This is a genomic window from Streptomyces sp. PA03-3a (genome assembly GCF_033792735.1).
In the GTDB taxonomy this organism is placed as follows: Bacteria; Actinomycetota; Actinomycetes; order Streptomycetales; family Streptomycetaceae; genus Actinacidiphila.
Genome location: NZ_JARAVM010000038.1, coordinates 21,677 through 48,150 on the forward strand (window position 1 = coordinate 21,677; position 26,474 = coordinate 48,150).

26 protein-coding genes are annotated in these 26,474 nt (G+C 71.9%); 19 read left to right on the plus strand and 7 right to left on the minus strand.

The annotated features are described in order from the left end of the window. Positions 1 to 96: 96 nt before the first annotated feature. Genes lspA through PV342_RS33595 form a run of 4 tightly spaced genes read left to right on the plus strand, consistent with a single transcriptional unit; the run spans position 97 to position 3,713 of the window. Positions 97 to 657 (plus strand): signal peptidase II, encoded by a 561-nt coding sequence (lspA, locus tag PV342_RS33580; protein ID WP_018557124.1) that lies wholly within the window; start codon positions 97 to 99, stop codon positions 655 to 657. A 58-nt stretch (positions 658 to 715) separates the two neighbouring features. Continuing rightward, a complete protein-coding gene (locus tag PV342_RS33585; RefSeq protein ID WP_202470412.1) occupies positions 716 to 1,651 on the plus strand; it encodes an RluA family pseudouridine synthase in 936 nt (311 codons plus the stop codon). Beyond that, entirely contained in the window at positions 1,644 to 2,081 is a 438-nt protein-coding gene (locus PV342_RS33590) for a GNAT family N-acetyltransferase (RefSeq protein ID WP_400803072.1), read from the plus strand. Before PV342_RS33585 ends, PV342_RS33590 begins: the two co-directional genes overlap by 8 nt. 36 nt (positions 2,082 to 2,117) lie before the next feature. Beyond that, positions 2,118 to 3,713: a Na+/H+ antiporter gene (locus PV342_RS33595; protein WP_361005903.1), complete on the plus strand. Its 1,596-nt coding sequence runs from the start codon at positions 2,118 to 2,120 to the stop codon at positions 3,711 to 3,713. A 16-nt stretch (positions 3,714 to 3,729) separates the two neighbouring features. Here PV342_RS33595 and PV342_RS33600 read toward each other — a convergent pair whose 3' ends face one another. Continuing rightward, on the minus strand, positions 3,730 to 4,833 hold the full coding sequence (locus PV342_RS33600; protein ID WP_400803075.1) for a mechanosensitive ion channel family protein: 1,104 nt from the start codon (positions 4,831 to 4,833) through the stop codon (positions 3,730 to 3,732). A 79-nt stretch (positions 4,834 to 4,912) separates the two neighbouring features. Here PV342_RS33600 and PV342_RS33605 point away from each other — a divergent pair, with 79 nt between their 5' ends. The 4 genes from PV342_RS33605 (at position 4,913) to PV342_RS33620 (ending at position 7,679) form a co-directional block, all read left to right on the plus strand. Beyond that, entirely contained in the window at positions 4,913 to 5,521 is a 609-nt protein-coding gene (locus PV342_RS33605) for a dienelactone hydrolase family protein (protein ID WP_329188415.1), read from the plus strand. Between the two features lie 51 nt (positions 5,522 to 5,572). After that, complete coding sequence (locus tag PV342_RS33610) at positions 5,573 to 6,025, plus strand: hypothetical protein (protein ID WP_018557130.1); 453 nt, start codon at positions 5,573 to 5,575, stop codon at positions 6,023 to 6,025. Between the two features lie 490 nt (positions 6,026 to 6,515). Next, the gene (locus tag PV342_RS33615) at positions 6,516 to 7,106 is read left to right on the plus strand and encodes an XRE family transcriptional regulator (RefSeq protein WP_018557132.1); all 591 of its coding nucleotides are present in this window, start codon (positions 6,516 to 6,518) and stop codon (positions 7,104 to 7,106) included. Between the two features lie 150 nt (positions 7,107 to 7,256). Next, on the plus strand, positions 7,257 to 7,679 hold the full coding sequence (locus PV342_RS33620) for a hypothetical protein (protein ID WP_500319984.1): 423 nt from the start codon (positions 7,257 to 7,259) through the stop codon (positions 7,677 to 7,679). 786 nt (positions 7,680 to 8,465) lie between these two features. On the opposite strand, the gene PV342_RS33625 is transcribed toward PV342_RS33620, so the two are convergent. After that, on the minus strand, positions 8,466 to 9,002 hold the full coding sequence (locus tag PV342_RS33625) for a VldE C-terminal domain-containing protein (RefSeq protein WP_386989315.1): 537 nt from the start codon (positions 9,000 to 9,002) through the stop codon (positions 8,466 to 8,468). Positions 9,003 to 9,159: 157 nt separating this feature from the next. Here PV342_RS33625 and PV342_RS33630 point away from each other — a divergent pair, with 157 nt between their 5' ends. The 6 genes from PV342_RS33630 to dnaE all read left to right on the plus strand — a co-directional run bounded on the left by PV342_RS33630 (position 9,160) and on the right by dnaE (position 18,806). Then, the gene (locus PV342_RS33630) at positions 9,160 to 10,476 is read left to right on the plus strand and encodes a DUF2252 domain-containing protein (RefSeq protein ID WP_500319986.1); all 1,317 of its coding nucleotides are present in this window, start codon (positions 9,160 to 9,162) and stop codon (positions 10,474 to 10,476) included. Positions 10,477 to 10,551: 75 nt separating this feature from the next. Next, positions 10,552 to 11,196 (plus strand): hypothetical protein, encoded by a 645-nt coding sequence (locus tag PV342_RS33635; protein WP_391577174.1) that lies wholly within the window; start codon positions 10,552 to 10,554, stop codon positions 11,194 to 11,196. A 53-nt stretch (positions 11,197 to 11,249) separates the two neighbouring features. Further along, complete coding sequence (locus PV342_RS33640) at positions 11,250 to 12,056, plus strand: DsbA family protein (protein ID WP_361005868.1); 807 nt, start codon at positions 11,250 to 11,252, stop codon at positions 12,054 to 12,056. A gap of 223 nt (positions 12,057 to 12,279) precedes the next feature. After that, on the plus strand, positions 12,280 to 13,848 hold the full coding sequence (locus PV342_RS33645) for an alkaline phosphatase D family protein (protein WP_500320016.1): 1,569 nt from the start codon (positions 12,280 to 12,282) through the stop codon (positions 13,846 to 13,848). Positions 13,849 to 14,136: 288 nt separating this feature from the next. Continuing rightward, a complete protein-coding gene (locus tag PV342_RS33650) occupies positions 14,137 to 15,111 on the plus strand; it encodes a zinc metalloprotease (protein ID WP_500319989.1) in 975 nt (324 codons plus the stop codon). A 116-nt stretch (positions 15,112 to 15,227) separates the two neighbouring features. Next, positions 15,228 to 18,806 (plus strand): DNA polymerase III subunit alpha, encoded by a 3,579-nt coding sequence (gene dnaE / locus PV342_RS33655; protein WP_500319991.1) that lies wholly within the window; start codon positions 15,228 to 15,230, stop codon positions 18,804 to 18,806. A gap of 92 nt (positions 18,807 to 18,898) precedes the next feature. Here dnaE and PV342_RS33660 read toward each other — a convergent pair whose 3' ends face one another. After that, positions 18,899 to 19,069 carry a hypothetical protein gene (locus tag PV342_RS33660; RefSeq protein WP_179279628.1) on the minus strand — a complete coding sequence of 57 codons (171 nt, stop codon included), beginning with the start codon at positions 19,067 to 19,069 and terminating at the stop codon, positions 18,899 to 18,901. A gap of 204 nt (positions 19,070 to 19,273) precedes the next feature. Between PV342_RS33660 and PV342_RS33665 the strand changes: the two genes are divergently transcribed. The 5 genes from PV342_RS33665 to PV342_RS33685 all read left to right on the plus strand — a co-directional run bounded on the left by PV342_RS33665 (position 19,274) and on the right by PV342_RS33685 (position 23,216). After that, on the plus strand, positions 19,274 to 20,521 hold the full coding sequence (locus tag PV342_RS33665) for an NYN domain-containing protein (RefSeq protein ID WP_386989330.1): 1,248 nt from the start codon (positions 19,274 to 19,276) through the stop codon (positions 20,519 to 20,521). Between the two features lie 103 nt (positions 20,522 to 20,624). Next, the gene (locus tag PV342_RS33670) at positions 20,625 to 21,596 is read left to right on the plus strand and encodes an ABC transporter ATP-binding protein (protein ID WP_386989673.1); all 972 of its coding nucleotides are present in this window, start codon (positions 20,625 to 20,627) and stop codon (positions 21,594 to 21,596) included. Continuing rightward, the gene (locus PV342_RS33675; RefSeq protein WP_500319994.1) at positions 21,593 to 21,715 is read left to right on the plus strand and encodes a hypothetical protein; all 123 of its coding nucleotides are present in this window, start codon (positions 21,593 to 21,595) and stop codon (positions 21,713 to 21,715) included. Before PV342_RS33670 ends, PV342_RS33675 begins: the two co-directional genes overlap by 4 nt. Then, positions 21,712 to 22,542 carry an ABC transporter permease gene (locus PV342_RS33680; protein ID WP_386989333.1) on the plus strand — a complete coding sequence of 277 codons (831 nt, stop codon included), beginning with the start codon at positions 21,712 to 21,714 and terminating at the stop codon, positions 22,540 to 22,542. Before PV342_RS33675 ends, PV342_RS33680 begins: the two co-directional genes overlap by 4 nt. Positions 22,543 to 22,607: 65 nt before the next feature. Then, positions 22,608 to 23,216, plus strand: a complete 609-nt coding sequence (locus tag PV342_RS33685; RefSeq protein WP_400803102.1) for an ABC transporter permease — start codon at positions 22,608 to 22,610, stop codon at positions 23,214 to 23,216. Between the two features lie 15 nt (positions 23,217 to 23,231). Here the strand turns inward: PV342_RS33685 and PV342_RS33690 are convergent, their stop codons facing one another. The 4 genes from PV342_RS33690 to PV342_RS33705 form a co-directional block, all read right to left on the minus strand. After that, the gene (locus PV342_RS33690; protein WP_472975013.1) at positions 23,232 to 23,306 is read right to left on the minus strand and encodes a 50S ribosomal protein bL37; all 75 of its coding nucleotides are present in this window, start codon (positions 23,304 to 23,306) and stop codon (positions 23,232 to 23,234) included. Positions 23,307 to 23,372: 66 nt separating this feature from the next. Continuing rightward, positions 23,373 to 23,873, minus strand: a complete 501-nt coding sequence (gene ybaK / locus PV342_RS33695; protein WP_392605535.1) for a Cys-tRNA(Pro) deacylase — start codon at positions 23,871 to 23,873, stop codon at positions 23,373 to 23,375. Between the two features lie 17 nt (positions 23,874 to 23,890). Beyond that, positions 23,891 to 24,598: an LON peptidase substrate-binding domain-containing protein gene (locus PV342_RS33700; RefSeq protein WP_026250632.1), complete on the minus strand. Its 708-nt coding sequence runs from the start codon at positions 24,596 to 24,598 to the stop codon at positions 23,891 to 23,893. 159 nt (positions 24,599 to 24,757) lie between these two features. Next, positions 24,758 to 26,329 carry an oxidoreductase gene (locus PV342_RS33705; RefSeq protein ID WP_500319997.1) on the minus strand — a complete coding sequence of 524 codons (1,572 nt, stop codon included), beginning with the start codon at positions 26,327 to 26,329 and terminating at the stop codon, positions 24,758 to 24,760. Positions 26,330 to 26,474: the final 145 nt, after the last annotated feature.

The window sequence follows — 26,474 nt, forward strand, 5'->3', positions numbered from 1 at the left end:
GCCCGAACCCTCGCAGCCCCGCTGTTCGGACGTATGTGCCGTAACCTCGTCTGCGTCAGGATCCGGACTGGCGCAGATCAGGGCTGAAGGACTCACATGGCGAAGGCACAGGAGACCGCGGCGGACACGGCCGAGGAGCCGACCGGCGGTACGGGCGAGGTCACCGGCAAGGGGCCGCGGCGCATCGCCGTGCTCCTGAGCGTCGCGGCGCTCGCGTACGTCCTCGACCTCCTCACGAAGATCTGGGTGGTGACCAGCCTCGAGGGACACGAGCCCATCGAGGTGATCGGCAGCTACCTGCGCTTCGAGGCGGTGCGCAACGCCGGCGCGGCCTTCGGCTTCGGCCAGGGCATGACCATCGTCTTCACGGTGATCGCCGTCACGGTGGTCGTGGTGATCGCCAGGATCGCCCGCAAGCTGCACAGCGTGCCGTGGGCGATCGCGCTGGGGCTGCTGCTCGGGGGCGCCTTCGGCAACCTCACCGACCGGATCTTCCGCGCGCCGGGCTTCCTGCAGGGCCACGTGGTCGACTTCATCGCGCCGACCCACTTCGCGGTGTTCAACCTGGCCGACTCGGCGATCGTCTGCGGCGGCATCCTGATCGTCCTGCTGTCCTTCCGCGGTCTCGACCCGGACGGAACCGTGCACAAGGACTGAGCCGGGAGCACGGCGGCGAGGGGTGCCTCGCGGATCCGGCATACTCGATCAGGTGAGTATGCCTGCCGAAGTTCGATCCCTCCCCGTCCCCGATGGCCTCGAGGGCGAGCGCGTCGACGCCGCCATCGCCCGTATGTTCGGTTTCTCGCGGACCAAGGCGGCCGAGCTGGCCGCCGCCGGGAAGGTGACGATCGACGGCAGCGCGGCCGGCAAGTCCGACCGGGTCTCGGGCGGTGCCTGGCTCGAGGTCGAGATGCCCGCACCGCCGCGCCCGGTGGAGATCGTCGCCGAGCCGGTGCCCGGCATGCGCATCGTGTACGACGACGACCACGTGGTCGTGATCGACAAGCCCGTGGGCGTGGCCGCCCACCCCAGCCCCGGCTGGACCGGCACCACGGTCATCGGCGGGCTGGCCGCCGCCGGCTACCGGATCTCCACCTCCGGGGCCGCCGAGCGCCAGGGCATCGTCCACCGGCTCGACGTCGGCACCTCAGGCCTGATGGCCGTCGCCAAGTCGGAGATCGCCTACAGCGACCTCAAGCAGCAGTTCCGGGAGCGCACCGTCGACAAGCGCTACCACGCGCTGGTCCAGGGTCACCCCGACCCGCTCAGCGGCACCATCGACGCCCCGATCGGCCGCCACCCCCAGCACGACTACAAGTGGGCCGTGACCGCGGAGGGCAAGCCCAGCGTCACGCACTACGACCTCGTCGAGGCGTTCCGCGCGGCCTCCCTGCTCGACATCAAGCTGGAGACCGGCCGCACCCACCAGATCCGGGTCCACATGGCCGCCCACCGCCACCCCTGCGTCGGCGACCTGACCTACGGCGCCGACCCCACCCTCGCCAAGCGGCTGAAACTCACCCGCCAGTGGCTGCACGCCGTGCGCCTGGGCTTCTCCCACCCCGAGGACGGGCGCTGGGTGGAGTTCGAGAGCACCTACCCGGACGACCTGCAGCACGCCCTCGACACCGTGCGGGACGACAGTGCCTGAGGACTACGAGGTCCGGGTCGCCGCAGACCCGGACGACCTGAAGGCGTACTACGCGGTCCGGCACGAGGTCTTCGTCGTCGAGCAGCAGGTCCCCGCCGATCTCGAGTACGACGCCCACGACGCCTCCGCCGTGCACGTCCTGGCGACCGGCCCCCACGGCGCACTCGGCGCGGGCCGGCTGCTGCTCGGCGAGGACGGCACCGGCATCCTCGGCCGGCTCGCCGTGACCGGCGCCTCCCGCGGGCTGGGCATCGGCGTGGCGCTGGTGCGCGCCATCGAGGACGAGGCCCGGCGGCACGGTCTGTCCGCCGTCGAACTGCACGCCCAGACCCACGCCGTCGGCTTCTACGAGCGCCTCGGCTACACCTCCTTCGGCGCGGAGTACGAGGAAGCGGGCATTCCGCACCTCTCGATGAGGCGCGTGCTCTGACCGGGGCCGGGGCGGCGGACGTGCCACGCTAGGGGCGTGGATCAACTCGCGCTGTTCTTCGCCCTGATGCTCGCGGCCATCGTGATGGTGCCGCTGGGCGACCGGATGGGGCTGCCGTCGCCCGTTCTGATGACACTGCTCGGGGTCGTGCTGGCCCTTCTGCCGTTCGTGCCGAACGTCCAGATCAACCCCGGGCTCATCCTGCCGCTCGTGCTGCCGCCGCTGCTCTACGCCTCCGTACAGCGCACGTCCTGGCGGCAGTTCGCCGCCAACAAGAAGGCCATCTTCCTGCTGGCCGTCGCCCTGGTGCTGATCACCACCGCGGCGGTCGGCGCCATCGCCGACGCCGTCGTCCCCGGTATCTCGCTGGCCGCCGCCATCGCGCTCGGCGCACTGGTCGCCCCGCCCGACCCGGTGGCCGCGACCGCCGTCGCCGGGCGGCTGGGACTGCCGCGCCGCATGGTGTCGACCCTGGAGGGCGAGGGCCTCTTCAACGACGTCACCGCGATCGTCGTCTACAACGTGGCCGTGGCCGCGGCAGTGACGGGTTCCTTCTCGTGGCCGGAGGCGCTCGGCGAACTGCTGCTGTCGGCGGTCGTCGCGGTCGCCGTCGGCATCGTGCTGGGCTGGACCGCCTCCAAACTGATGGGGGTCGTCGGCGACCCCACCCTGCAGATCGGGCTCTCGCTGCTCGTCCCGTTCGCCTCGTACGCGATCGCCGACGAGGCGCACGGCTCCGGCGTCCTCGCCGTGCTCACCACCGCGCTCTTCCTCGCCGAACACGCCCGCGACGCCGACGACGTGACCGGCCGACTGGTCGGCGCCACCTTCTGGGAGGTCGTCGACACGCTCGTCACCGGCGTCGCCTTCGGCCTCATCGGCCTGGAGCTGCACAACGTCTTCGGTGTCGGCGCCGGCCGCTGGGGCACCATGCTGAGCCACGCGGCGTTGGTCGTCGGCGCGGTCGTCCTCGTACGGCTGGCCTATCTGATGCCGGCCGCGGCGGTGACGAGACGGCTGCACAAACGGCGGGACCTGGACGAGGACATTCCCATGTCGTGGCGCGAGACCGTCGTCATGTGGTGGGCCGGCATGCGCGGCGTGGCGTCCGTCGCCCTGGCGCTGGCCATCCCGCACACCACGGAGAGCGGCGCGCCCTTCCCGGCGCGGGACGAGATCCTCTTCATCGCCTTCTCCGTCGTCCTCACCACCCTGGTGCTGCAGGGGCTCACCCTTCCGCAGGTCGTCAAACGGCTCGGGGTGAGCAGCGACACCCAGGTGGAGCACGACATGGAGATGTTGCTCGCGCTGCGCGCCATGGCCGCCGCCAAGCAGCGGCTGAAGGAGGTCGAGGCCACCGAGGAGTTCTCCGAGGAGGTCTCCGAACTCCTGCACCGCCGCGCCTTCGACGTCGGGGCCCGTATCTGCCCCGACATCGTCGACGACGAGAAGCGCGACCGGCACACCGCCCGGGTGCGGCGCATCAGGACGGTCGAGCGCGTCCAGCGCGACATGCTCTCCGCCGCCCGGCACGAGGTCCTCGCCGCGCGCAGCGAGCCCGGCTACGACCCCGAGATCGTCGACCGGGTGCTGCGCCAGCTCGACGTGCGCAGCCTGCGTGTGTCCCGCTAGCGCTGCCGCCCGGCCCCTACCTGGCCCCGGGACCGGGACCGATGTCCTCGGCCCCGGGAGTGGCCTGCCTCCGGTCCGGGGCCTCGGCCAGGCCGGGGGCGGTGGCGGTGTTGATGCGCGGCAGGGCGTACGGGTGCTCGCGGCGGAGCCAGTCGATCATGTGCTCCCGCACCACGCAGCGCACCGTCCAGATGTCGTCCGCGTCCTTCGCCGTGGCCAGGGCCCGCACCTCGATCGTCGACGGCGTGCTGTCCGTCACCACCAGGCCCCAGGCCCGGCCGTCCCACTGCTCGCACCCCTTGAGGACGTTGTGCAGATGCTCGCGCATCAGGTCGACGGGTGTGGCGTGGTCCAGATGGAAGTAGACGGTGCCGGTCATCCGGGCGTTGCCGCGGGACCAGTTCTCGAAGGGCTTGCTGGTGAAGTACGAGACCGGCATGGTGATCCGCCGCTCGTCCCAGGTGCGCACCACGAGATAGGTGAGGGTGATCTCCTCCACCGTCCCCCACTCGCCCTCCACGACCACCGCGTCGCCGATCCGGACCATGTCCCCGAAGGCGATCTGCAGCCCCGCGAAGAGGTTGCCCAGCGTCGACTGGGCGGCGATGCCCGCCACGATGCCGATCACCCCCGCGGAGGCCAGCATGGAGGCGCCGAAGCCGCGCATCGCGGGGAAGGTCAGCAGCATGGCCGCGACCGCGACCACGCCGACGACCGCGGTGACGACCCGCTGGATCAGCGTCACCTGGGTTCGCACCCGCCGTACCCGCGCCGCGTCCTGGGCGGCGGAGGCGTACCGCGAGTAGGACGCCTCGACGACGGCGGCCGCGACCCTGACGATCAGCCAGGCGCAGGCCCCTATCAGCACCAGCGTCAGCACCTGCCCGATCCCGCGGGTGTGGCCGCGGGCCAGGTGCGCCTGTTCGTACGAGCCGCGCAGCAGCGAACCGCAGATCACCAGCTGGAGCGGCAGCCGCGCGCGCCGCAGCAGGTTCCACAGCGGGGTCTCCGGGTGCCGGGCGTCCGCCCGGCGCAGCGCGTGGTCCACGGCCCAGCCCACGGCGAGCGTGACGACGAGAGAGCCGCCCACCACGCCGAGCGGTCGTATGACGGAATCCATGTCTTCGACGGTAACGGGCATGATGGAGCCCGTACCCGACCGTGCGCCGATCATGGGAAGTGAAATTGTGAGCTCCGGCATGACCATTGTGCTGTTCCACTCGGCCTACGGACTCCGTCCCGCCGTGCACGCCGCCGCGGACCGGCTGCGGGCGGCCGGCCACGAGGTGCACGTGCCCGACCTCTACGAGGGCCGCACCGCGGACACCGTCGAGGAGGGCATGGCCATCAAGGACGAGATCGGCCGCGACGAACTGCTGATGCGCGCCGTCACCGTCTCCGGACCGCTCTCCGACCGAGGCCTGGTCTACGCCGGGTTCTCGCTGGGCGGTTCCATCGCGCAGAACCTCGCCCTCGCCGACGAGAGGGCCCGCGGCCTCCTGCTGCTGCACGGCACCTCCGACATCGCCGACGACGCGGCCACCGAGCTCCCCGTCCAGCTGCACGTCGCCGAGCCCGACCCCTTCGAGCCCGACGACTGGCTGAACGCCTGGTACCTGCGCATGCGCAAGGCGGGCGCCGACGTGGAGATCCACCGCTACCGCGGCGCCGGCCACCTCTTCACCGACCCCGGCCTCGACGACTACGACGCGGAGGCGGCCGAGCAGGCCTGGGCGGTCGCCCTGGACTTCCTCGCGGATCTGGCGGCGGAGGCGGGGGAGACCGGGGAGACCGGGAAGGGCGCCTAACGGCCCTGTGGGCGGGGGCCGTTGTCAGTGGCCGCTGAGATCATCCGGGACATGGGTGTTCTCTACGGGTACTACTCGGCCGCCGACGACAAGGACGCCGCCCGCGCCGTGGTCCGCGAGTTCCGCCGGGCGGAGTCCGGAGGCCGCGACCAGCACGTGACCCAGGGCATCGACCCGGTCGTGGAGCTGCTCCCCGCGGAGGTCCTCATCACCGGCCGCGCCCCCGAGGACGTACGCTCCGACCCGCGCCGCGGCGCCCTGGTGGGGGTTGCCGGTGAGGGCAGGGTCGTCGCGGTCTCGCTCACCGACAGCTTCCGCGACGCGCTCGCCGCCTTCGACGCGGATCTGCTCGACGACGTCGCCATGGGGTGGTCCCGCAGCTCCGGAGGCCTCCACGGCGTCCACGGCCCCGACGTCCTCGGGCTGTTCCTCAAGGAGCTCGCCGGGCTGGCCGGCCGTGCGTCGGCGGACGGGCGGCGCCTCTACTGCTGGATACGCCCCTGAGCCAAGGCGGCCCGCGGGTCCCGGCGCCGCGGCGAGCAGCAGGAGCGCGGCCGAGGGCAGGAACACGTACATCGTGATCACCGCGCCGATGACGGACCAGGAGACCAGCGCGAGTGCGATGACGACGCAGGCCTGGGCGAAGACCTTGGGGAACCGCCCCAGGAGCGGCGGCAGCGCCAACGGGACGACGGTCAGTACGAAGAAGCCGCCGTGGTGGCTGTCCAGCCCGTGGAGCAGCCCGGGCACCGCCGCAGCCGGCGCCCCCACCGCCAGCGCCCACTGCCGGCGGCCGATGCCCGGCCGCGCATCCGGCCGCGCATCCGGCCGTGTATGCGGCCGCCCCGCCTCAGCCCCCATGACCGCCCCTTCCCCCGTGGCGAACACCGTTTGAACGCGTTCAACATAGCGGATCGCGGCCCGGCGCCGTGCCGGCGGCCGAACGCGACGGCGCCTGTTGCCGTTCCGGGGACCGCCGGGGTGCAATGGGCGCATGGAAGACCTGACCTCGATCGCCGCGGCCCTGGCCGAGGTCGGCCCGCGTCTCAAGCGCCTGCGCACGCAGCGGGGCGTCACGCTGGCCGCGCTGTCCGAGGCCACGGGCATCTCCACGAGCACGCTGTCCCGCCTGGAGACCGGCCGGCGCCGCCCCAGCCTCGAACTCCTCCTCCCGATCGCCCAGGCCCACCGCGTACCGCTGGACGAACTCGTCGGCGCCCCCGAGGTCGGCGACCCCCGGGTCCGCCTCAGGCCCCGCCGCGTGAACGGCCGTACCGTGCTGCCCCTGACCCGGCAACCGGGCTCCCCGCAGGCGTGGAAGGTCGTCATCCCGGCGGCCGCCCCGTGTGAGCCCGACCTCCGCGTACACGAGGGCTACGAGTGGCTGTACGTGCTCTCCGGACGCCTCCGCCTCCTGCTGGGCGACCGCGAGGTCGTCCTCGGCGTCGGCGAGGCCGCCGAGTTCGACACCCGGCTGCCCCACTGGTTCGGCAGCGCCGACGACCGATCCGTCGAGATCCTCAGCCTCTTCGGCAGCCAGGGCGAACGCATGCACGTCCGTGCGAGGCCCGGCCGGGGGACGTGACCCGGACGTCCTCACGGGTGGGACGTGGTCGCCGGCCGCTGGTCCGGCGGGGCCGCTACGATCGGCGTATGACGTCACATCAGGCGGATGCCGCGTAGGTCGCCGCGCGAGGTGCGGGCCGCCGGGTCCGGCGGGCGAGGCGATGGCGCGGTGAGCTCGCTGCTCATCGGTTCATGTCCGGGGCGGCCGCTGTGCGTTGCCGTTCACACGTATCTCTTCGTCGACGGTCTCGACGTGGTCGCGCGCAGCGACAGCCGGATGGCCGGCCTCGATCCGCGGCGACTGCTTCGACCGGGCGGGCCGCTCTATCCGGAACACATGCCGCGTGAGGTCGAGGTGGCAGCCGAGGGGCAGCCCGGGCCGGGGCCGGTCAGGCTGAGCATCCGGCTACGGCTTCGGGGCGGGACGGTCATCTGGTCGGGCCTGCTGTACCCCGGCGACGACGGCACTGCCGTCGAGGAGGTGCGCTTCCGCCTGGAGCAGTACCTGGCCGAGATCGAGCGGGCGTACGCGGTCGTCACCGCCGGCCGGCGGGCCATGCGTCCGCGGAGGTCGGTACCGGGAGAACCGTGAGCCTCCGGCCGCACTACCGATGATGCCGGTCGCCGCGGCGTCACAACTCGGGCTTCCGGTACTCGCGTCTCTCCGCGTACATGTTTCCGCCCCACCCCCTGAGCCCGGCTCCAGTCCAAAGCCGTTCTCGATTCACGAAGTTCAGCGCAGTCCGATCACCGACCGTCATGGGGGCGGCAGCGTTCTTGCGCACGTCAGATCACGCTCACGGAATCCGGTCGGGGGAAGGGCAGCATGTCCCAACCAACTGGCCATCCGTTCCGATACACCACCCTGCCCTCGGGCTCCAGAAGCCGTGGGATGCGCCGAGTCCACCACTCGCCCTCAAGCGCGGCATGGGTGGCGGGCCAGGGAACTGTCGCTGCGCGGAACCTTACGTCCAGACCGTCGAGGACCGGCCGCAGTCTCCGTTGCAACGCCTCGGGCGGGTTCGGCCACAGGTGTGCCAGGGATCGTCGGCACCAGGCGTCATGGTCCAGTTCGGGCGCACTCCACCCGTATCCCTCCTCGATCGCTGCCACGAGGTACTTCCAGTCGCGGAGCAGCAGAGCGGCCTCTGTTGCGAGCGCGCCCTCCGTGCTCCCGTACTCGGTCTCTTCATCTCGCACGGCGTGCCCCCTCCAGGACGCGTACGCCGGCAGGCTCCAGGCCCGGCCATGGTGGGTCGTCGTAGTTCCGGGGGACGAGCGCAACCGCGACGCCGGCGCGGCGTTGACGACCACTGACAGCGACAACCTGGTCAGCGGGCCGTTTCGTCACGAAGCTGCAGCTCAGCCAGACAGCCGCTCAGTAGACCGATATGTGCACATGGTCGAAGTGGTTCTGGGTGATGGACCCGCGGTCCTCCATCAGCTTCCACCCCTGCTGCGGGAGCCGGCTGGACCATATGTGCTGCTCGTAGATGACGTACCAGATGCCGTATTCGTCCGCATGCTCCCGTACCCAGGCCACGATCGCCTCGCCCAGTGCGTCGGGTTTGCCCGTGGCCTTCTCGCCCGCGGGCATCAGCATGAAGTCGCAGGCGCGGCCGAGGGGGTGTTCGCCGCCGCCGGCGATGCCGCCTTCCTCGCGGTAGCAGCCGGGGGCGCCCTCCAGGCCGCGGGGGCCGAACTCCTTGACGACGGCGTCGCGGACGGCCTCCATGCGTGCGGTGATGTGCTGAGGCCCGCGTGGCTGCTCCTTCGGCCAGTTGGCCGCGCGGACCTGCGCGGAGAGCGTGGGCCACGCAATGGCGGCCAGCACGAGGCCGCCGATCAGCAGCAGTCCGAATATGGTGCGCCGCCGGCCGCGACGCGCGGTGTCCCGCCCCCTGGTGGTGTTCATCGCAAGCCAGAACGCTCGACCGTGACCGGAAGTGCCCGGTCGGAAGCCGGTCGACGGTGACGCGAATTACGTCCCGCCGGGTTCGTCGCCGGGCACGCGAGCGTACGCTCCTGCGTTGACCCGGCAGACACGGACCAGCCCAGGAGGCACTGCACCGATGGCCACAGGCATGACGACGGACGAAGAGCGCGGCGAGCGGATCCTCGAGGTCTTCGGCACCGCGTTCGGGGAGCTGCTGGCGGCCGATCCGGCCGCGTTCCGGGTCAAGTTCCGCAAGATGGCGGCGTCGGCCTTCGCCTTCTACCGGGGCACCGCGTGCCTTTACTACGCCGACCTCGCCGACGCCAAGGACAGCGGCCCGTACCTGGACGAGCGCACGTCCCGGGTGTGGATCCACGGCGACCTGCACGCCGAGAACTTCGGCACGTACCTGGACGCCAACGGCCGCCTGATCTTCAACGTCAACGACTTCGACGAGGCCTACGTCGGCCCGTTCACCTGGGACCTGCAGCGCTTCGCCGCCTCCATTGCGCTGATCGGCTACAGCAAGGCGCTGGCCGACGACGTGATCTCCGGTCTGGTGCGCAGCTACGCCACCGCCTACCGCGAGCGCATCCGGGCCCTCGCCCAGGGCGAGGCCGTCGCCTCCCTGGCGCTGGACTCCGCCGAGGGCCCGCTGCTGGACGCGCTCCGCCACGCCCGCTCGCAGACCCGGGTGGCACTGCTGGACTCGATGACGGAGATCCGCGCCTGGGACCGCCGCTTCGCCGAGGGCGGCGGCGCGGTGGACCTGGACGGCGGCACCCGCGAGAAGGTGCTGCGGGCCTTCGAGGCGTACCTGGACACGCTGCCGGAGACCAGCCGGATCAACCCGGAGAGCCACCGGGTCAAGGACGTGGTGGGCCGTCGCGGCGTGGGCATCGGCAGCGCGGGCCTGCCCTCGTACAACATCCTCCTCGAGGGCCACACCGACGCCCTGGAGAACGACGTCGTCATCTACATGAAACAGGGGCAGACCCCGGCGGTCTCCCGGCACATCACCGACCCGGCGGTGCGCGACTACTTCCGCCACGAGGGCCACCGCACCGTGATCTCGCAGCGCGCGCTGCAGGCGCACGCCGACCCGTACCTGGGCTGGACCGAACTGGACGGCGTCGGCCAGCTGGTCGCGGAGGTGTCGCCGTACGCGGTGGACCTGGACTGGTCGGACATCGACGACCCGGAGCAGATCGAGGCCGTCGTCGCGGACCTCGGCCGGGCCACCGCCGGCATGCACGCGGCGGCGGACGACGAGAGCGGGCACTCCCTGGTGCCGTTCTCCACGGAGGACGCCATCGACGCGGCCATAGCGCGAGACGAGGAGGGCTTCGCCGAATCGCTGGTGGAGTTCGCCCACTCCTACGGGGCCCGGGCCCGCGCCGACCACCAGATCTTCGTGGACCTGTTCCGCAACGGCCGCATCCCGGGGCTCTGATCGGGGGCCCTGCCCCCGGCACCTTGTTGCGGGGTTTAGGCACTGCTTACACACCGGCATGACACACTCTGCGCCATGGAAGGGACCGGACCCCGGCTGAGGGCACTGCGCGCGGGATGCTTCGCCGCGCTGTGCGTGACGCTGTCCGCGACCGCCCACATCATGCTCTCGCGGGAGCCCCTGCCGATGACGACCACGGCGGGGGCCTTCGCGGGCGTCTTCGCGGTCGCGTACGCGCTCGGCCGCCGCGAGCGCGGCTACTGGCCGATCGCCGGCCTGCTCGTCCCGCTGGAACTGGCCGTCGACACGCTGTTCACCGCCGGTCAGAACACCTGTTACGGCCCGGGCGGCGGTCCCGTCACCGGTTCGTGGCGCTCGCTCAACGAGGCGCTGGTCTGCCACGGCGACGTCGGCGGCTCACTCGCCGGCGCGCCGGGGGTGTCCGGCACCGGCACCTCGCCGTGGCTGCTGCTCCTGGCGCACGTCTGCGTCGGCCTGGTCGCCGCCGGGTGGCTGCGGGCCGGCGAGGACGCCCTGCACCGCCTGCTGCGCGCGGCCTTCAGGCCGCTGCTCGTCGCGGTGGCCGTCCTCCGGACGCCCGGGCCGCGCGGTACGACCCGTCCCGGCGCTGCCGGGCCCGCGGCCGCCGCCCCGGCGCTGCCCCTGCTCCTGCACTCCGTCGTACGGCGAGGGCCGCCCGCCCGCCTCGGCTTCCGCTGAGCACGGCGCCCCACCCCTCACCCACGTACGTACGAGTCGGAGATCACACCACCATGAGCAAGCGAAACAGCCAGGCCGCCAAGACCGCCGCCCGTGAGCGGCTGCGCGTCGAACGCGAGCGGCAGGCGAAGCGGGACAAGCTGCGGCGGCAGCTCGTCGTCGGCGGCAGCGTCCTGGGCGTGCTGGCGCTCGGTGCCGGCATAGCCGTGGCCGTCGTCAAGATGAACGCGCCCACCTACTGGGAGAAGGCCGCGGACAAGCCGCTGGTCAAGCCGGCCAACTCCTCGGGCAAGGACGGTACGTCGATCGTCATCGGCGACGAGAACGCCAAGCACACGCTGAAGGTGTACGAGGACCTGCGCTGCCCGGTGTGCGCGCAGTTCGAGCAGACCTCGGGCGAGACCGTCCAGAAGGACGCCAAGGACGGCAAGTACAAGATCTCCTACACCATGGGGGCCTTCCTCGACAACAGCCTCGGCCAGGGCCAGGGCTCGAAGAAGGCGCTGAGCGCGCTGGGCGCCGCCCTGAACGTCAGCAAGGAGGCGTTCGTCGACTACCACACGCTGCTGTACTCCAAGGACGTCCACCCCGAGGAGACCAAGGACGACTTCGGCAGCGCCGACAAGCTGATCGAACTGGCGCAGAAGGTCGACGCGCTCAAGGGCAACAAGACCTTCGAGAACGCGGTCCGCAACGGCACCTACGACAAGTGGGCGCTGACCATGGACAAGCAGTTCAGCGCGGACGGCATCAACGCGACGCCGACCGTGAAGCTCGACGACAAGCCCCTCGAGAGCGTGCAGGCGATGACCCCCGAGCAGTACACGGCCGCCGTCGACCAGATCATCGGCAAGGGATAGCACCAGCCCGCGGGCCGCTTCGCCCTCCGGTCCCCGGCGTCGTGCCGGGGGCCGGGGGGCGAAGTCCTTCCGAACTCTTGCGCACGGGGTCCCGGAAAGGGGTTACTGACGCGTAATCTGACCGGCCGTGACCGAGACCTCTGCACCCTCACAGACCTCATCGAGAACACCCAGCCGCCGTTCGGTCGTCAAGGCCGGCGCCGTTGTGACCGGCGCCGCGCTGATGCCGCTGACGGCCGGCGCCGGCCCCGCATCCGCCGCCGCGGAGCCCGCCTTCCTGCACGGCGTGGCCTCCGGGGACCCGCTGCCCGACGGTGTGCTGCTGTGGACGCGGGTGACCCCCGTCCCCGAGGCCGTCCCGGGCTCCGGGCTCGGCCCGGCGGCCGAGGTGGGCTGGACCGTCGCCCGGGACCGGGCGTTCACCTCCGTCGTGGCGACCGGTACGGCCACCGCGACGGCCGCCTCCGACCACACCGTCAAGGCCGACGTGCGCGGCCTGCAGCCCGCCACGGACTACTGGTTCCGCTTCACCGCCGGCGGCGTGACCTCGCCGGCCGGCCGCACCCGTACCGCGCCCGCCGAGAACGCCACCGCCGACCGGCTGCGCTTCGGCGTGGTCTCCTGCGCCAACTGGGAGGCCGGGTACTTCTCCTCGTACCGGCACCTGGCCGCCCGCGGCGACCTGGACGCCTGGCTGCACCTGGGCGACTACCTCTACGAGTACGCCACCGGGGGCTACGCCGCCCGCGGCACCGTCGTCCGTCCGCACGCGCCCGCCCACGAGATCGTCACGGCGGCCGACTACCGCATCCGGCACGGCCGCTACAAGACCGACGCCGACCTGCAGGCGCTGCACGCCGCCGCCCCGGTGGTGGCGATCTGGGACGACCACGAGTTCGCCAACGACGCCTGGTCCGGCGGCGCCGAGAACCACACCGAGGGCGCGGAGGGCGCCTGGACGGCCCGGGTGGCGGCGGCCAAGCAGGCCTACTTCGAGTGGATGCCGGTGCGTCCCTCGATCGCCGGCACCACCTACCGGCGGCTGCGCTTCGGCAGGCTCGCCGACCTGTCCCTGCTCGACCTGCGCTCCTTCCGCTCCCAGCAGGCCTCGATCGGCAGCGGTTCGGTGGACGACCCGGACCGGACGATCACCGGCCGGGCCCAGCTGGACTGGCTGAAGGCCGGCCTGAAGGCCTCGGACACCACCTGGCGCCTGATCGGCAACTCGGTGATGATCTCGCCGGTCGCCTTCGGCGCGCTGCCGGGCCACCTCCTGGCGCCGCTGGCGGAGCTGCTCGGCCTGCCCGCCGAGGGCCTGGCGGTCAACGTCGACCAGTGGGACGGCTACACCGACGACCGCCGCGAGATCCTGGCCCACCTGCGGGACAACGGCATCCGCAACACGGTCTTCCTGACCGGCGACATCCACATGGCGTGGGCGAACGACGTCCCGGTGAAGGCGGCGACCTATCCGCTCTCGGCCTCGGCCGCGACCGAGTTCGTGGTCACCTCGGTCACCTCCGACAACCTGGACGACATCCTCAAGGTGGCCCCGGGCACGCTCTCCACGGTGGCCGAGGCCGCCGTGAAGGCCGCCAACCGCCATGTGAAGTGGCTGGACATGGACTCCCACGGCTACGGCGTGCTGGACATCACCGGTGAGCGGGCGCAGATGGACTACTACGCGCTCTCCGACCGGACCGACCCGAACGCCTCCTCCACCTGGGAGCGTTCGTACCGCACCCTGTCGGGCACGCAGAAGGTCGAGCGGGTCCACGCGCCGGTACGCTGAGCCGCCCGAACGTCGATTTCCGGCCGGTCCCCGCCTCGTGCGCGGACCGGCCGTCGCGGGGCGGGCGGCGGGGAGCCCCCGGGTCCGAATCCGGACACACCGCCCGCCCCGCGCTCCGGGGACGTCACGCCGGCCGGCGCGGACCCTCAAGGGACCTTCGTTGTCTAGGGATTACCCTCTGTCCGCCAATGGGCCGGAAGAGGGCTGCACCGGTTCTGGCATGGACACATAACCTCCGGGCGGCGAGGAGGAAATTCCTCCCGTACGTCCCACGAGGAGTGCCCCCCCATGTCACGCACCCCCCGTTCCCGCCGTCTCGTCGGTCTCGCCGCCGTGACCGGAACCCTGGCCCTGCTTCCCCTCACCGGCGCCACGGCGACCGTGAGCAGCGCCTCAGCTCACGCGAGAACCCCCGCCGAGCAGTGCGCGGACAGCGGCGACGCCGCGGCCCGCAAGATGAAGGGCTCCACGGCCCACGAGCCCAACGCCGTCAGCGACGCCACCGCCAAGGCGATGGACGCGGACCTCGAGAAGCGCGTCGCCAGGATCAAGGCCGAGGGCAAGGGCTCCCGGGTCGCCGCCGCCGCGACGACGACCATCCCGGTCTACTGGCACGTCATCCACAGCGGCAGCACCGGCAAGCTCAGCGCCTCCGCCATCTCCGGCCAGATAGCTGTGCTCAACGCCGCCTACGCGGGCCAGGGCACCGGCAACGTCGACTCCGGCTTCCGGTTCTCGCTGGTCGCGACCGACTACACCGACAAGGCCGCCTGGTACAACCTGACCGAGGGCTCCTCGGCCGAGACCGCGATGAAGACCGGCCTCCGCAAGGGCGGGGTGAGCGCGCTCAACATCTACTCGGCCAACCTCCAGGAGGACCTGCTCGGCTGGGCCACCTTCCCGAGCTGGTACGCCGGCGACCCCAAGGACGACGGCGTCGTGATCCTCGACGCGTCCGTGCCGGGCGGTTCCGCCACCAACTACAACCAGGGCGACACCGCCACCCACGAGGTCGGCCACTGGATGGGCCTCTACCACACCTTCCAGGGCGGCTGCGGCGCAAACGGCGACTACGTCTCCGACACGCCCGCCGAGAAGACCGCCGCCAGCGCCTGCCCGACCGGCCGCGACACCTGCACGGCCAGTGGCGCGGACCCGATCCACAACTTCATGGACTACACCTACGACTCCTGCATGTACCAGTTCACCGCGGGCCAGGTGAGCCGTATGAAGAGCTCCTGGACCGCCTACCGGGCGAGCTGACGCCACCCTCCGCGTCCGGCCGGTCACGGGGCCGGCCGGGCGCGGCGGGACGCGCGGGAATGGCATCGGCTGTCGGACCCCCGGCGTAGGATTCCAACGCCGCCAGATGACGACCGATGCCGGAGGTGTCGCTTCCCGTGACCACGCCGTTCACCCACCTGCATGTCCACACCCAGTACTCCCTGCTCGACGGGGCGGCACGACTCAAGGACATGTTCAAGGCCTGCGGTGAGATGGGCATGACGCACATCGCCATGACCGACCACGGCAACCTGCACGGGGCGTACGACTTCTTCCACCAGGCCAAGGGCGCCGGGATCACGCCGATCATCGGCATCGAGGCGTACGTCGCGCCGGAGTCCCGGCGCAACAAGCGCAAGGTCACCTGGGGCCAGCCGCACCAGAAGCGCGACGACGTCTCGGCCTCCGGTTCCTATCTGCACAAGACCATCTGGGCGGCGAACGCGACGGGTCTGCACAACCTCTTCCGGCTCTCCTCGGACGCCTACGCCGAGGGCTGGCTGACCAAGTATCCGCGCATGGACAAGGAGACCATCGCCCAGTGGTCGGAGGGCCTGATGGCCTCCACCGGCTGCCCCTCGGGCGAGGTGCAGACCAGGCTCCGCCTCGGCCAGTTCGACGAGGCGGTGAAGGCCGCCGCCGAGTACCAGGACATCTTCGGCAAGGAGCGGTACTTCCTGGAGCTGATGGACCACGGCATCGAGATCGAGCGCCGGGTCCGCGACGGGCTGCTGGAGATCGGCAAGAAGCTCGGCATCCCCCCGGTCGTCACCAACGACTCGCACTACACCTACGCGCACGAGGCCGACGCCCACGACGCGCTGCTGTGCATCCAGACCGGCAAGAACGTCTCCGACCCCGATCGCTTCCGCTTCGACGGCACCGGCTACTACCTGAAGACCACGGACGAGATGCTCGGCATCGACTCGTCCGACGCCTGGCAGGAGGGCTGCCGCAACACCACGCTGCTCGTCGCGCAGCAGGTCGACACCGAGGGCATGTTCCAGGCGCGGAACCTGATGCCCCGCTTCGACGTCCCCGAGGGCTACACCGAGGTCACCTGGTTCCGCGAGGAGACCATGCGCGGCATGCACCGCCGCTACCCCGGAGGCATCCCGGACGACCGGATGAAGCAGGTCGAGTACGAGATGGACACCATCATCCAGATGGGGTTCCCGGGCTACTTCCTCGTCGTCGCCGACTTCATCATGTGGGCCAAGAACAACGGCATCGCCGTGGGCCCCGGCCGGGGTTCGGCGGCCGGCTCGATCGTCGCGTACGCCATGGGCATCACCGACCTCGACCCGATCGACCACGGCCTGATCTTCGAGCGCTTCCTCAACCCCGAGCGCATCTCCATGCCCGATGTCGACATCGACTTCGACGAGCGCCGGCGCGCCGAGGTGATCCGGTACGTCACGGAGAAGTACGGCGCCGACAAGGTCGCCATGATCGGCACCTACGGCACCATCAAGGCCAAGAACGCGATCAAGGACTCCGCCCGCGTCCTGGGCTACCCGTACGCCGTCGGCGACCGCCTCACCAAGGCGATGCCCGCCGACGTCCTCGGCAAGGGCATCCCGCTCTCCGGCATCACCGACCCCGCGCACCCGCGCTACAGCGAGGCCGGCGAGATCCGGTCGATGTACGAGAACGAGCCCGACGCCAAGAAGGTCATCGACCTCGCCCGCGGCGTGGAGGGCCTGGTCCGGCAGATGGGCGTGCACGCCGCCGGCGTGATCATGTCCAGCGAGCCGATCGTCGACCACGCCCCGGTCTGGGTGCGGCACTCCGACGGCGTCACCATCACGCAGTGGGACTACCCGAGCTGCGAGTCGCTCGGCCTGCTGAAGATGGACTTCCTGGGCCTGCGCAACCTCACGATCATGGACGACGCCGTCAAGCTGGTGAAGGCCAACAAGGGCGTCGACATCGAGCTGCTGGCCCTGCCCTTCGACGACCCCAAGACCTTCGAACTGCTGGGCCGGGGCGACACCCTCGGCGTCTTCCAGTTCGACGGCGGCCCCATGCGCTCCCTGCTGCGCATGATGAAGCCCGACAACTTCGAGGACATCTCCGCCGTCTCGGCCCTCTACCGGCCGGGCCCGATGGGCATGAACTCGCACATCAACTACGCGCTGCGGAAGAACAAGCAGCAGGAGATCACCCCGATCCACCCGGCGCTCGAGGCCCCCCTCAAGGAGGTCCTCGACGTCACCTACGGTCTGATCGTCTACCAGGAGCAGGTGCAGAAGGCCGCCCAGATCATCGCCGGCTACTCCCTCGGCGAGGCCGACATCCTCCGCCGCGTCATGGGCAAGAAGAAGCCCGAGGAGCTGGCGAAGAACTTCACCATCTTCCAGGAGGGCGCCCGGAAGAACGGCTACAGCGACGAGTCGATCCAGGCGCTGTGGGACGTCCTGGTGCCGTTCGCCGGCTACGCCTTCAACAAGGCGCACTCCGCCGCGTACGGCCTGGTCTCCTACTGGACGGCCTATCTCAAGGCCAACTACCCGGCCGAGTACATGGCGGCGCTGCTCACCTCGGTGCGCGACGACAAGGACAAGTCGGCGATCTACCTCAACGAGTGCCGCCGCATGGGCATCAGGGTGCTCCCGCCGAACGTGAACGAGTCGGACGCCAACTTCACCGCGCAGGGCGACGACGTCATCCTGTTCGGCCTCACCGCCGTCCGCAACGTCGGCCAGAACGTGGTGGACTCGATCATCCGCTGCCGCAAGTCCAAGGGGAAGTACACCTCCTTCCCCGACTTCCTCGACAAGGTCGAGGCCGTGGTCTGCAACAAGCGCACCGTGGAATCGCTGATCAAGGCCGGCGCGTTCGACGAGATGGGACACACCCGCAAGGGCCTCACCGAGCACTACGAGCCGATGATCGACAACGTGGTCGCGGTGAAGCGCAAGGAGGCCGAGGGGCAGTTCGACCTCTTCGGCGGCATGGGCGACGACGACGGGGGCGACGAACCGGGCTTCGGCCTCGACGTCACCTTCTCCGACGTCGAGTGGGACAAGACGTACCTGCTCGCGCAGGAGCGCGAGATGCTCGGTCTGTACGTCTCCGACCACCCGCTCTTCGGCATCGAGCACGTCCTCAACGACAAGGCGGACGCCTCCGTCTCGGCGCTGGCAGGCGACTACTCCGACGGCTCGATCGTCACCATCGGCGGCATCATCTCCGGTCTGCAGCGCAAGATGACCAAGCAGGGCAACGCCTGGGCCATCGCCACCGTCGAGGACCTCGGCGGCTCCATCGACTGCATGTTCTTCCCGGCCACCTACCAGTTGATCTCGACCCAGCTCGTCGAGGACGCCGTCGTCTTCGTCAAGGGCCGGCTCGACAAGCGCGAGGACATCCCGCGCCTGGTGGCCATGGAGCTGATGGTCCCCGACCTCACGGACGCCGGGACCAACGCCCCGGTGACGATCTCCATCCCGACGGTGAAGGTGACTCCGCCGCTGGTCGCCCGCCTCGGCGAGGTCCTTGCCAGCCACAAGGGGAGCACCGAGGTCCGCGTGCGGCTGCAGGGCGCCCGCAAGACGACGGTGCTGCGGCTCGACCGCCACCGCGTCACTGCCGACCCGGCGCTCTTCGGCGACCTCAAGGCCCTCCTCGGCCCCTCCTGTCTCGCCACCGCCCAGCAGCAGGCGGGCTGATCACGCGCTGAGCCGGCGGGCGGAAGCGACGAGGGTGGCACCCCTTCCGGAAGGGGTGCCACCCTCGATCATGAGCGACCGGCGCCTGCGCGCTAGTTGTGGCCGAACTTCTTCTGCCGCTTCTGCGACACGTGCGGTTCGGCGCCCGGGACCGTCATCGCCGGCTCGCGTCCGCCTGCGCTCTTCGCGTGCTCTTCGGTGGTCGCGGCGCCGCGGTCGTGCTGCTGGCCGGTACGTTCGCCCCGGTTCTTGTTCTTGCCCACGATTCCTCCTTGGGGGAAATCTCGGATGATGGGCCGCACTCAGGCTTGCACGGGAGTACGAAGGTCGCATTTCGGGCAGTTGCAGAGTGTGGCGCGCCGGTGATCGCGTAACCGGTCACAACGCCCCCGAGTTCGGGCAGACTCGGGGCAACAGTGTTACCGGGGGGTCGGACGGCAGGACTTTCGGAGAAGAGGGTGAGACCGATGGACCGCTGCGTCGTCCTCGTGGACGCCGGCTACCTGCTCGGAGCCGCCGCGAGCCTCCTCGCCGGAGAGCCCTCCCGGTCCCGGATCACCGTCGACCACTCCGAGATCGTCGCGGGTCTGCGGGAGCGCGCCGAGAAGGAGACCGGGCAGCCGCTGCTGCGCATCTACTGGTTCGACGGCGCCCCCGACCGCGTACCGCAGCCGGAGCACCGCAGGCTGCGCGTGATGCCGCGCGTGACGGTCCGCCTCGGCGCGCTGACCCGCACCGACGGACGCTGGGCGCAGAAGGGCGTCGACGCGGCGATGCACGCCGAGCTGTCCGAGCTGGCCCGCAACCGCGCGTGCTCCGACGTCGTCCTGGTCACCGGCGACGGCGACCTCCTGCCCGGCATGATGTCGGCGAAGGAGCACGGCGTCGCCGTCCATCTGTGGGCCGTGCAGGCCGCGGACGGCGACTTCAACCAGTCCGAGGACCTGGTCGCCGAGGCCGACGAGCGGCGCGTCCTGGACCGGGAGTGGATCACCCGGGCCATCCACGTACGGGAGCCGGCAGGCGTCTGCGCACCGCTCACCCCGCGCCCCGAGATCGCCGCGATCCTCTCCGCACCGCTGCCCGAGACCGCCCAGGGCGCCGAGTCGCAGCCCGCGGCCGACCAGCCCGCGGAGCCGGCCGCCGCCGCGCCCCAGGTCGTCACCGCCGAGCGCAACGGCACCCGCCCGAGTCCCGACGCACCCGCCGCCACCGCCGGTCGCGGCCTGGTGCCCACCCCGAAGGACGTCGCCGGCATCGTCCACCGCGGGCACTCCTCCCCGCACCCCGCGTCCCCGGCGGCCGCCGGCGCCACTCTGCGCTGGTCCTCCGACCGCGGGCTGGTAGGCGGCGCCGAGGGCGCCGACGCGACCCTGCCCACGCTGGCCCAGCTCACCAGCGCCGAACAGCGCTGGGCGGACCGCGAGGAGGACATCACGGCCGTCAGCGGCGACCCGTACGAGGTCGGCCAGGTCTTCGCCGGCCGCTGGATCGGCCGGCTCGCCGACGCGACCCACCTCCAGGTGCTCTCCGCCGAGTACCCCCGCGTCCCGCACCGCATCGACGGCGAGCTGCTGCGCTACGCCGCCCGGTTCGGGCTGCTGGCCCACAAGGACGACCAGATCGACGAGCACGACCGCTACGCCATCCGGGCGGGCTTCTGGCGGGAGATCGACGCCCGCGCCGTCGTCGCGAGGGCCTCTCCGGGCGAGTGAGCGCGCCCGGATCCGACCCTGCGGCATGTCCCGGCCGGGATGCAGCGTAGGCTCGGGCCTCGTGAGTACGGGCACGGAACAGGACGCCACCGCGCGGACGGCGATGGTGGTGACCGTGCGCGGGCTGGTGAAGAGCTATCCGGCCGGGCGGGGCCGGCGCGGCGCCGCGAGCCCCCCGGTACGCGCCAACGACGGCATCGACCTGGACATCCGGGGCGGGGAGATCTTCGGGCTGCTCGGCCCCAACGGTGCCGGGAAGACCACCCTCGTACGCCAGTTGACGGGGCTGCTGCGTCCCGACGCGGGCAGCGTCGAACTGCTCGGCCACGACATCGTCCGGCACCCGGAGCGCGCGGCACGGCTGGTGGGCTACCTCGGCCAGGAGTCGAGCGCGCTGGACGAACTGACCGTGGCCCTCGCCGCCGAGACCACCGGACGGCTGCGCGGCCTCGACCTCAGGGCCGCGCGCGCCGAGCGGGACGCCGTCCTGGAGGAACTGGAACTGACCGCCCTCGCCTCGCGGCCGCTGAAGCGCCTGTCGGGCGGGGAGCGGCGGCTGGCCTGCTTCGCCGCCGCCCTGGTGGGCGAACGGCCCGTGCTCGTACTGGACGAGCCGACCACCGCCATGGACCCGGTCGCCCGGCGCGCGGTCTGGGCGGCGGTCGACCGGCGGCGCGCCGAACGCGGCACCACGGTGCTGCTCGTCACCCACAACGTGATCGAGGCGGAGACCGTGCTCGACCGCGTCGCGGTCATCGACGAGGGCCGGGTCATCGCCTGCGACACCCCGGCCGGGCTCAAGGCGCTCGTCGCCGACGAGGTACGGCTGGACCTGGTGTGGCGGGACGAGCCCCCGCTGGCCGTGCCCGGCGTGGCGGCGCTGCGCGAGACGGCCCGCGTCACCGGACGCCGCTGGACGCTGCGGCTGCCGCAGCAGCGGGCCCGTGCCGTGGTCGCGGAGCTGACCGGCGGGCCGGCCTTCACCGCGCTCGACGATTTCACCCTGACGGCGCCGAGCCTGGAGGATGTCTACCTGGCGCTCGGCGGTCGGAGGAAGGGACTGGTCAAGGCGTGAACGGTGGCAACGGCGGAGACCTGACCCCTGACCCGGACCGGAACATGGACCGGAACATGGATCTGGACACGGATCTGGACGGGGCGCACGGCATGGCGCGGCGGGGCGGCGCGGAGTGACGATCATCTCCGCGGGCGCGGACACCCGTACGGCGGCACCGGCGGCGCCCGCTGCCCCCCTGGGGGCGGAGGCCGCCACGCTGGCCCCGCGCGCCCGGCTGCTGCCGGCGATGGCCGCGGTGTACCGGGCGCAGATGTCCCGGGCGAAGGTCGCCCGGATCCCGCTGCTGTTCGTGGCGACCTTCCAGTCGGTCGGCATCATGATCATGATGAGGGGCGTCGTCGACGGCGGCCCGGCCGCACGCGCGGTGGTGGCCGGATCAAGCGTGCTGGTCGTCGCCTTTGTGGCGCTCAACCTGCTGGCCCAGTACTTCGGGCAGCTGCGCGCCTCCGGCGGGCTCGACCACTACGCGACCCTTCCGGTGCCCCCGGCCGCCGTGGTGCTGGGCGCGGCCGGCGCGTACGCCTCCTTCACCGTGCCCGGGACGCTCGTGACGGCGGGCATCGGCTGCGCGCTGTTCCAGCTGCCCTTCGCGAACCTGTGGATCCTCGCCGCGGTCATCCCGCTGGCGGGGGCCGCGCTGTCCGGGCTGGGCGCGGCGCTCGGGCTGCTCGCGCCGCGCCAGGAGCTGGCCACCCTGGCCGGCCAGCTCGGCATGTCCGCCGCGCTGCTGCTGGGCGTGCTGCCGGCCGGCAACCTGCCCGAGCCCATCCGCTACGTACGGGATCTGCTGCCCTCCACCTACGGTGTGGAGGCCCTCATCCGCAGCTTCGACGACCGCCCCGACTGGCTGGCGGTCACCGCCGACCTGTCGGTGTGCGCGGCCGTGGGCCTGGTGTCGCTGGCGGCGGCCACCTGGGCCTACCGTCGTGCCGCCTGCCGGTGACCGCCGGGTGGCGGCGGTGAGGTGCCGGTGACGCGGGCCACGGACGGACCTGGCACGATGGCAGGGTGACCGCACCCCTGACCCCTCACGACCAATGGCCGCCCGCGCCGCTGCCGCCGTTCCCGGAGCAGGAGAGCCGCATGGACCCCGTCCGGGAGCTCAAGAGCGGCGCACTGACCGCGGTGCTCGTGGCTGTGGCGGGTGTGGTCCTCGGCCTGCTGTGGCTGTGGCTGGCGCCGCGGATCCCGCTGGTCTCCGACGGCAAGGCGGTCTACCTCAAGGACACCGAGGGGGAGCAGGCGATCGGCGCCGACGGCACCTTCGTGCTGCTCGGGCTCGGTATCGGGGTGCTGACCGGGGCGGTCGTCTTCTGGCGGAACCGGCGCGGCGGCGTCGGAGTGGTCCTCGGCATGGCCGCGGGCGCCGTAGTGGGCTCCGTGCTGGCCTGGCGGCTGGGCACCTGGCTCGGCCCCACCAGCGACCTGATCGCGCACGCCAGGGCGGTCGGCGCGAAGAAGGTGTTCGACGGCCCCCTCGAACTGCAGGCCAAGGGCGCGCTCCTGGCCTGGCCCATAGGGGCCGTCCTCACCCATCTGCTGCTCACCACGGGCTTCGGCCCGCGCGACGAGCAGCCCCCCGCCGTGGAATGGAAGCCGCCGCCCCCGGGCGTCTGACCCGGGGCCCGGAGGTCACGCCGGGCGCCTGCCGTGGTTGGCCCTGCGCTTCTTGATCCGCCACCTGCGCTTGCGGGTGCGCTTGGACATCGGGCCTCCCCTGAGCCGGGTGCGCTTCCGGGCAGAGTGCGCCCGTAGGGCTGCGCCGTCCAGGGGTCAGGCGCGTCCGATCGGTGCGACGACCGCGTCCGTGAGCCGCACCAGGTCCTGCGGAGACAGTTCGACCTCCAGGCCGCGCTTGCCGGCCGAGACGAAGACCGTGGCGTGCTCCAGCGCCGACGCGTCCACCACCGTGCGCAGCCGCTTGCGCTGCCCCAGCGGGGAGATGCCGCCCCTGACGTAGCCGGTGGTCCGCTCGGCGGCGGCCGGGTCCGCCATGCCGGCGCGTTTCCCGCCGGTCGCGGAGGCCAGCGCCTTCAGGTCCAGCGAGCCCGCGACGGGGACGACGGCGACGGTCAGCGCCCCGTCCACGTCGGCGACGAGGGTCTTGAACACCCGGTCGGGGGAGGTGCCCAGCGCCTGTGCGGCCTCCTCCCCGTAGCCGAGCTCCGAGGCGGGGTCGTGGGCGTACGCGTGCACGGTGAAGGCGGCGTTCGCCTTCTCCAGGGCGACGGTGGCGGGCGTGCCGCCGGAGGATGACTGCTTCTTCTTGACCATGGCGCTGCGAGGATACGTCAGTTGGGGCTCGGCACCTGCCGCGTCAGGTCCACGGCGGGCAGGGCGCCCAGCTTGTCGATGACGGCCGCCTCGCGGCGCAGCAGCCGCAGTTCCTCCTCCAGCCGGGCCGCCGTGTCCGGCGCCTCCAGCAGGGCCTGCTTGGCCGGGGTCCCGGCGACGGTCGCGGCCGCCACCAGGTACGACAGCACGGTCGGATCGTCCGGCAGTTCCTGGCTGCCCGCCAGGCTCCGCTCCCGTGCGCCGGCCAGCCGCTTCTGGTAGGTACGGAACGCCCGCGCCACGTCGGCCGCCAGCGCCCCCGAGCCGGTGCCGGGTTCCTCCGCGACCTCCTCGACCTCACCGGTCAGATAGGGCCCCGAGGCGTCCACCGACAGCAGCCTGAAGCGCGTCGTGCCGGTCGCCACGACGTCGAAGCCGCCGTCCTCGCGCTCCCCGATCGTCGCCGCGTCCGCGGTGCACCCCAGTGCGTACAGCGCCCCGGACAGGTCCGCCGCGTACCCGGCCGCCGCCTCCTCGGCCCCCGCGGGGGCGACCTCGTGGCCGTCGCGGATCGCCACGACGCCGAACCTGCGCGGTGCGTCCTCGGGCAGGGCGAGCAGGTCGCGGAAGAGCGCGCGGTAGCGCTCCTCGAAGACGTTCAGCGGCAGCACGAGCCCCGGGAAGAGGACGGAGCCGAGCGGGAAGAGCGGAAGACGAGCGGTCACGGTCAGCAAGCCTAGGGCCTGTGACGCCCACCCCCATCGTCGCCCTCGTCCCGCCCCGTCCGTTTTCGCCCCGAACGGGCCGTCCGCGCCAGGAGCGCGCCCCCGCAGGAACCTCGGCGAGGACCTCGGCCGGGGCCTCGGCGGGCCTCAGCCGGGGCCTCAGCCGCGGCGGAGGAGGCGGGAGGCGCCCGCGGCGACGGTGGTGGCGAGGATCCAGCCGAGCATGGTGAGGACGGCGGCGGCCCACTGGGCGCTGCCACCGAGGCGCCAGGCGTTGTCCTGGCCGAGGTTGATGACCGGGAGGAGCAGGTCGAGGGCGAAGAGGGAGGGGCTCCAGTGGGGGAAGGCGCCGCCGTCGACGGGATGCGGCTCGCCGTGGACGTTGAAGAACACCGCGCCGAAGGCCCAGAGCAGCGCCATCCAGATGGCGGCCCGGCCCGGGCGGTAGCCGTAGCCCACGGTCACGTCCTGCAGGTAGCCCCACAGCTTGCCCGCGAGCGGGAGGGTCTCGCGGCGCCTGCGGTGCTTGGCCAGCAGCACCTCGCGGGCGTCGGCGTCCTCGCCGCTCGCGCGCAGGGCGGCCGACAGGTGCTCGTACGGCTCGGGGCTGTACTCCGGGGTGGCCGCGGCCAGCCAGGCGATCCGGGCGCGCAGCGGGAAGGCGCCCTCGGGGCTGAGGGAGCCGTAGGCGAAGCCGGTCAGGTCGAGGCCGCCGGCCTCGGGCCAGCAGGTGCGGCTGTCCGTGAGGTTGCCCACGCGCGCTCCGGCCAGCGAGATCGTCCCGGTCGGCGGCTGGTCCAGGGTGAGCCGCAGCTCGGGTGTCTGGATCCGGCGCAGCGACAGCTGCTGCCCCCCGGCGAGCTGGAACCGCGCCTGGTGGATGATCACCGCGTTGCCGAACCGGCCGTCGTCCAGCCGCACCCCGCCGTCCGAGCTGAAGCGCCGGGTGCGCACACCCAGCGGCGGGGTGCCGCTGCCGGAGCCGCCGGTGCCGACGTAGCCCGCGCTCAGGTAGAGGGTGTGCTCGACGGTGACGCGGGCCGCGTTGAGCGCGTAGCGCCCGTACGGATTGTGCAGCCGGCTGCCGCGCAGGCTGAGGCGACCGCCGATGCGGGCGCTGCGCAGGCTGATCTCGCCGGTCGCCTCGATCAGTTCGGCCTCGACGTCCTGGGCGACGCTCAGCCCGTCGGCCGCCAGCGCCCGGCCGTGCCGGTCCTTGCGCAGGGTGATCTGGTTGAGCAGCAGGTCCGTGCCGATGTGGGCGTCGGTGAGCCGTATCCCGCCCTCGATCGTGCACTGCGGCAGGTGCAGGTCGCCCGAGGTGTGCAGCCGGGCCGCCTCCAGCCGCGGTATGGCGCAGCGCACCATGCGCAGGGTCGTGAAGGTGCACTCCGCGAGCAGCACCTGCTGCTCGAAGCGGCAGTCGTGCAGCTCCACGTACGGCACCACCGTGCCGCCCGAGAGGTTGAGCTGCCCGCTGATCTGGGCCCCGGACAGCTTCACGCACGACACGCGCCCCGAGGCGGCCTGCGGCCCGTCGAGCAGCAGCTTGGCGATCACCTCGGCCCGCACCGTGCGGTCCGGGCCCCAGAAGCGGTCGGCGGCCGGGTCGTCCCGCTCCGGGATGCCGGTGCGCAGGTCGTACAGCTCCCCGCGGCGGAAGGCCTGCCACAGGCCCTGTTCCACGGCGGTCCAGTCGTGCGGCGGCGCGACGTCCGACGGCTCGGTCACCGGTCTCCCTCCCGTGGCTCACAGCGACGACCGAAACGCTATCGGTGGGCACGCCCGCGGGCGACAAGCGGGGGCGATCTTTGGCCTCGACACGGCGGGCGTATCACGGACTGATACCCGGCCGAGCCCGCAGGGGCGGTTCTCT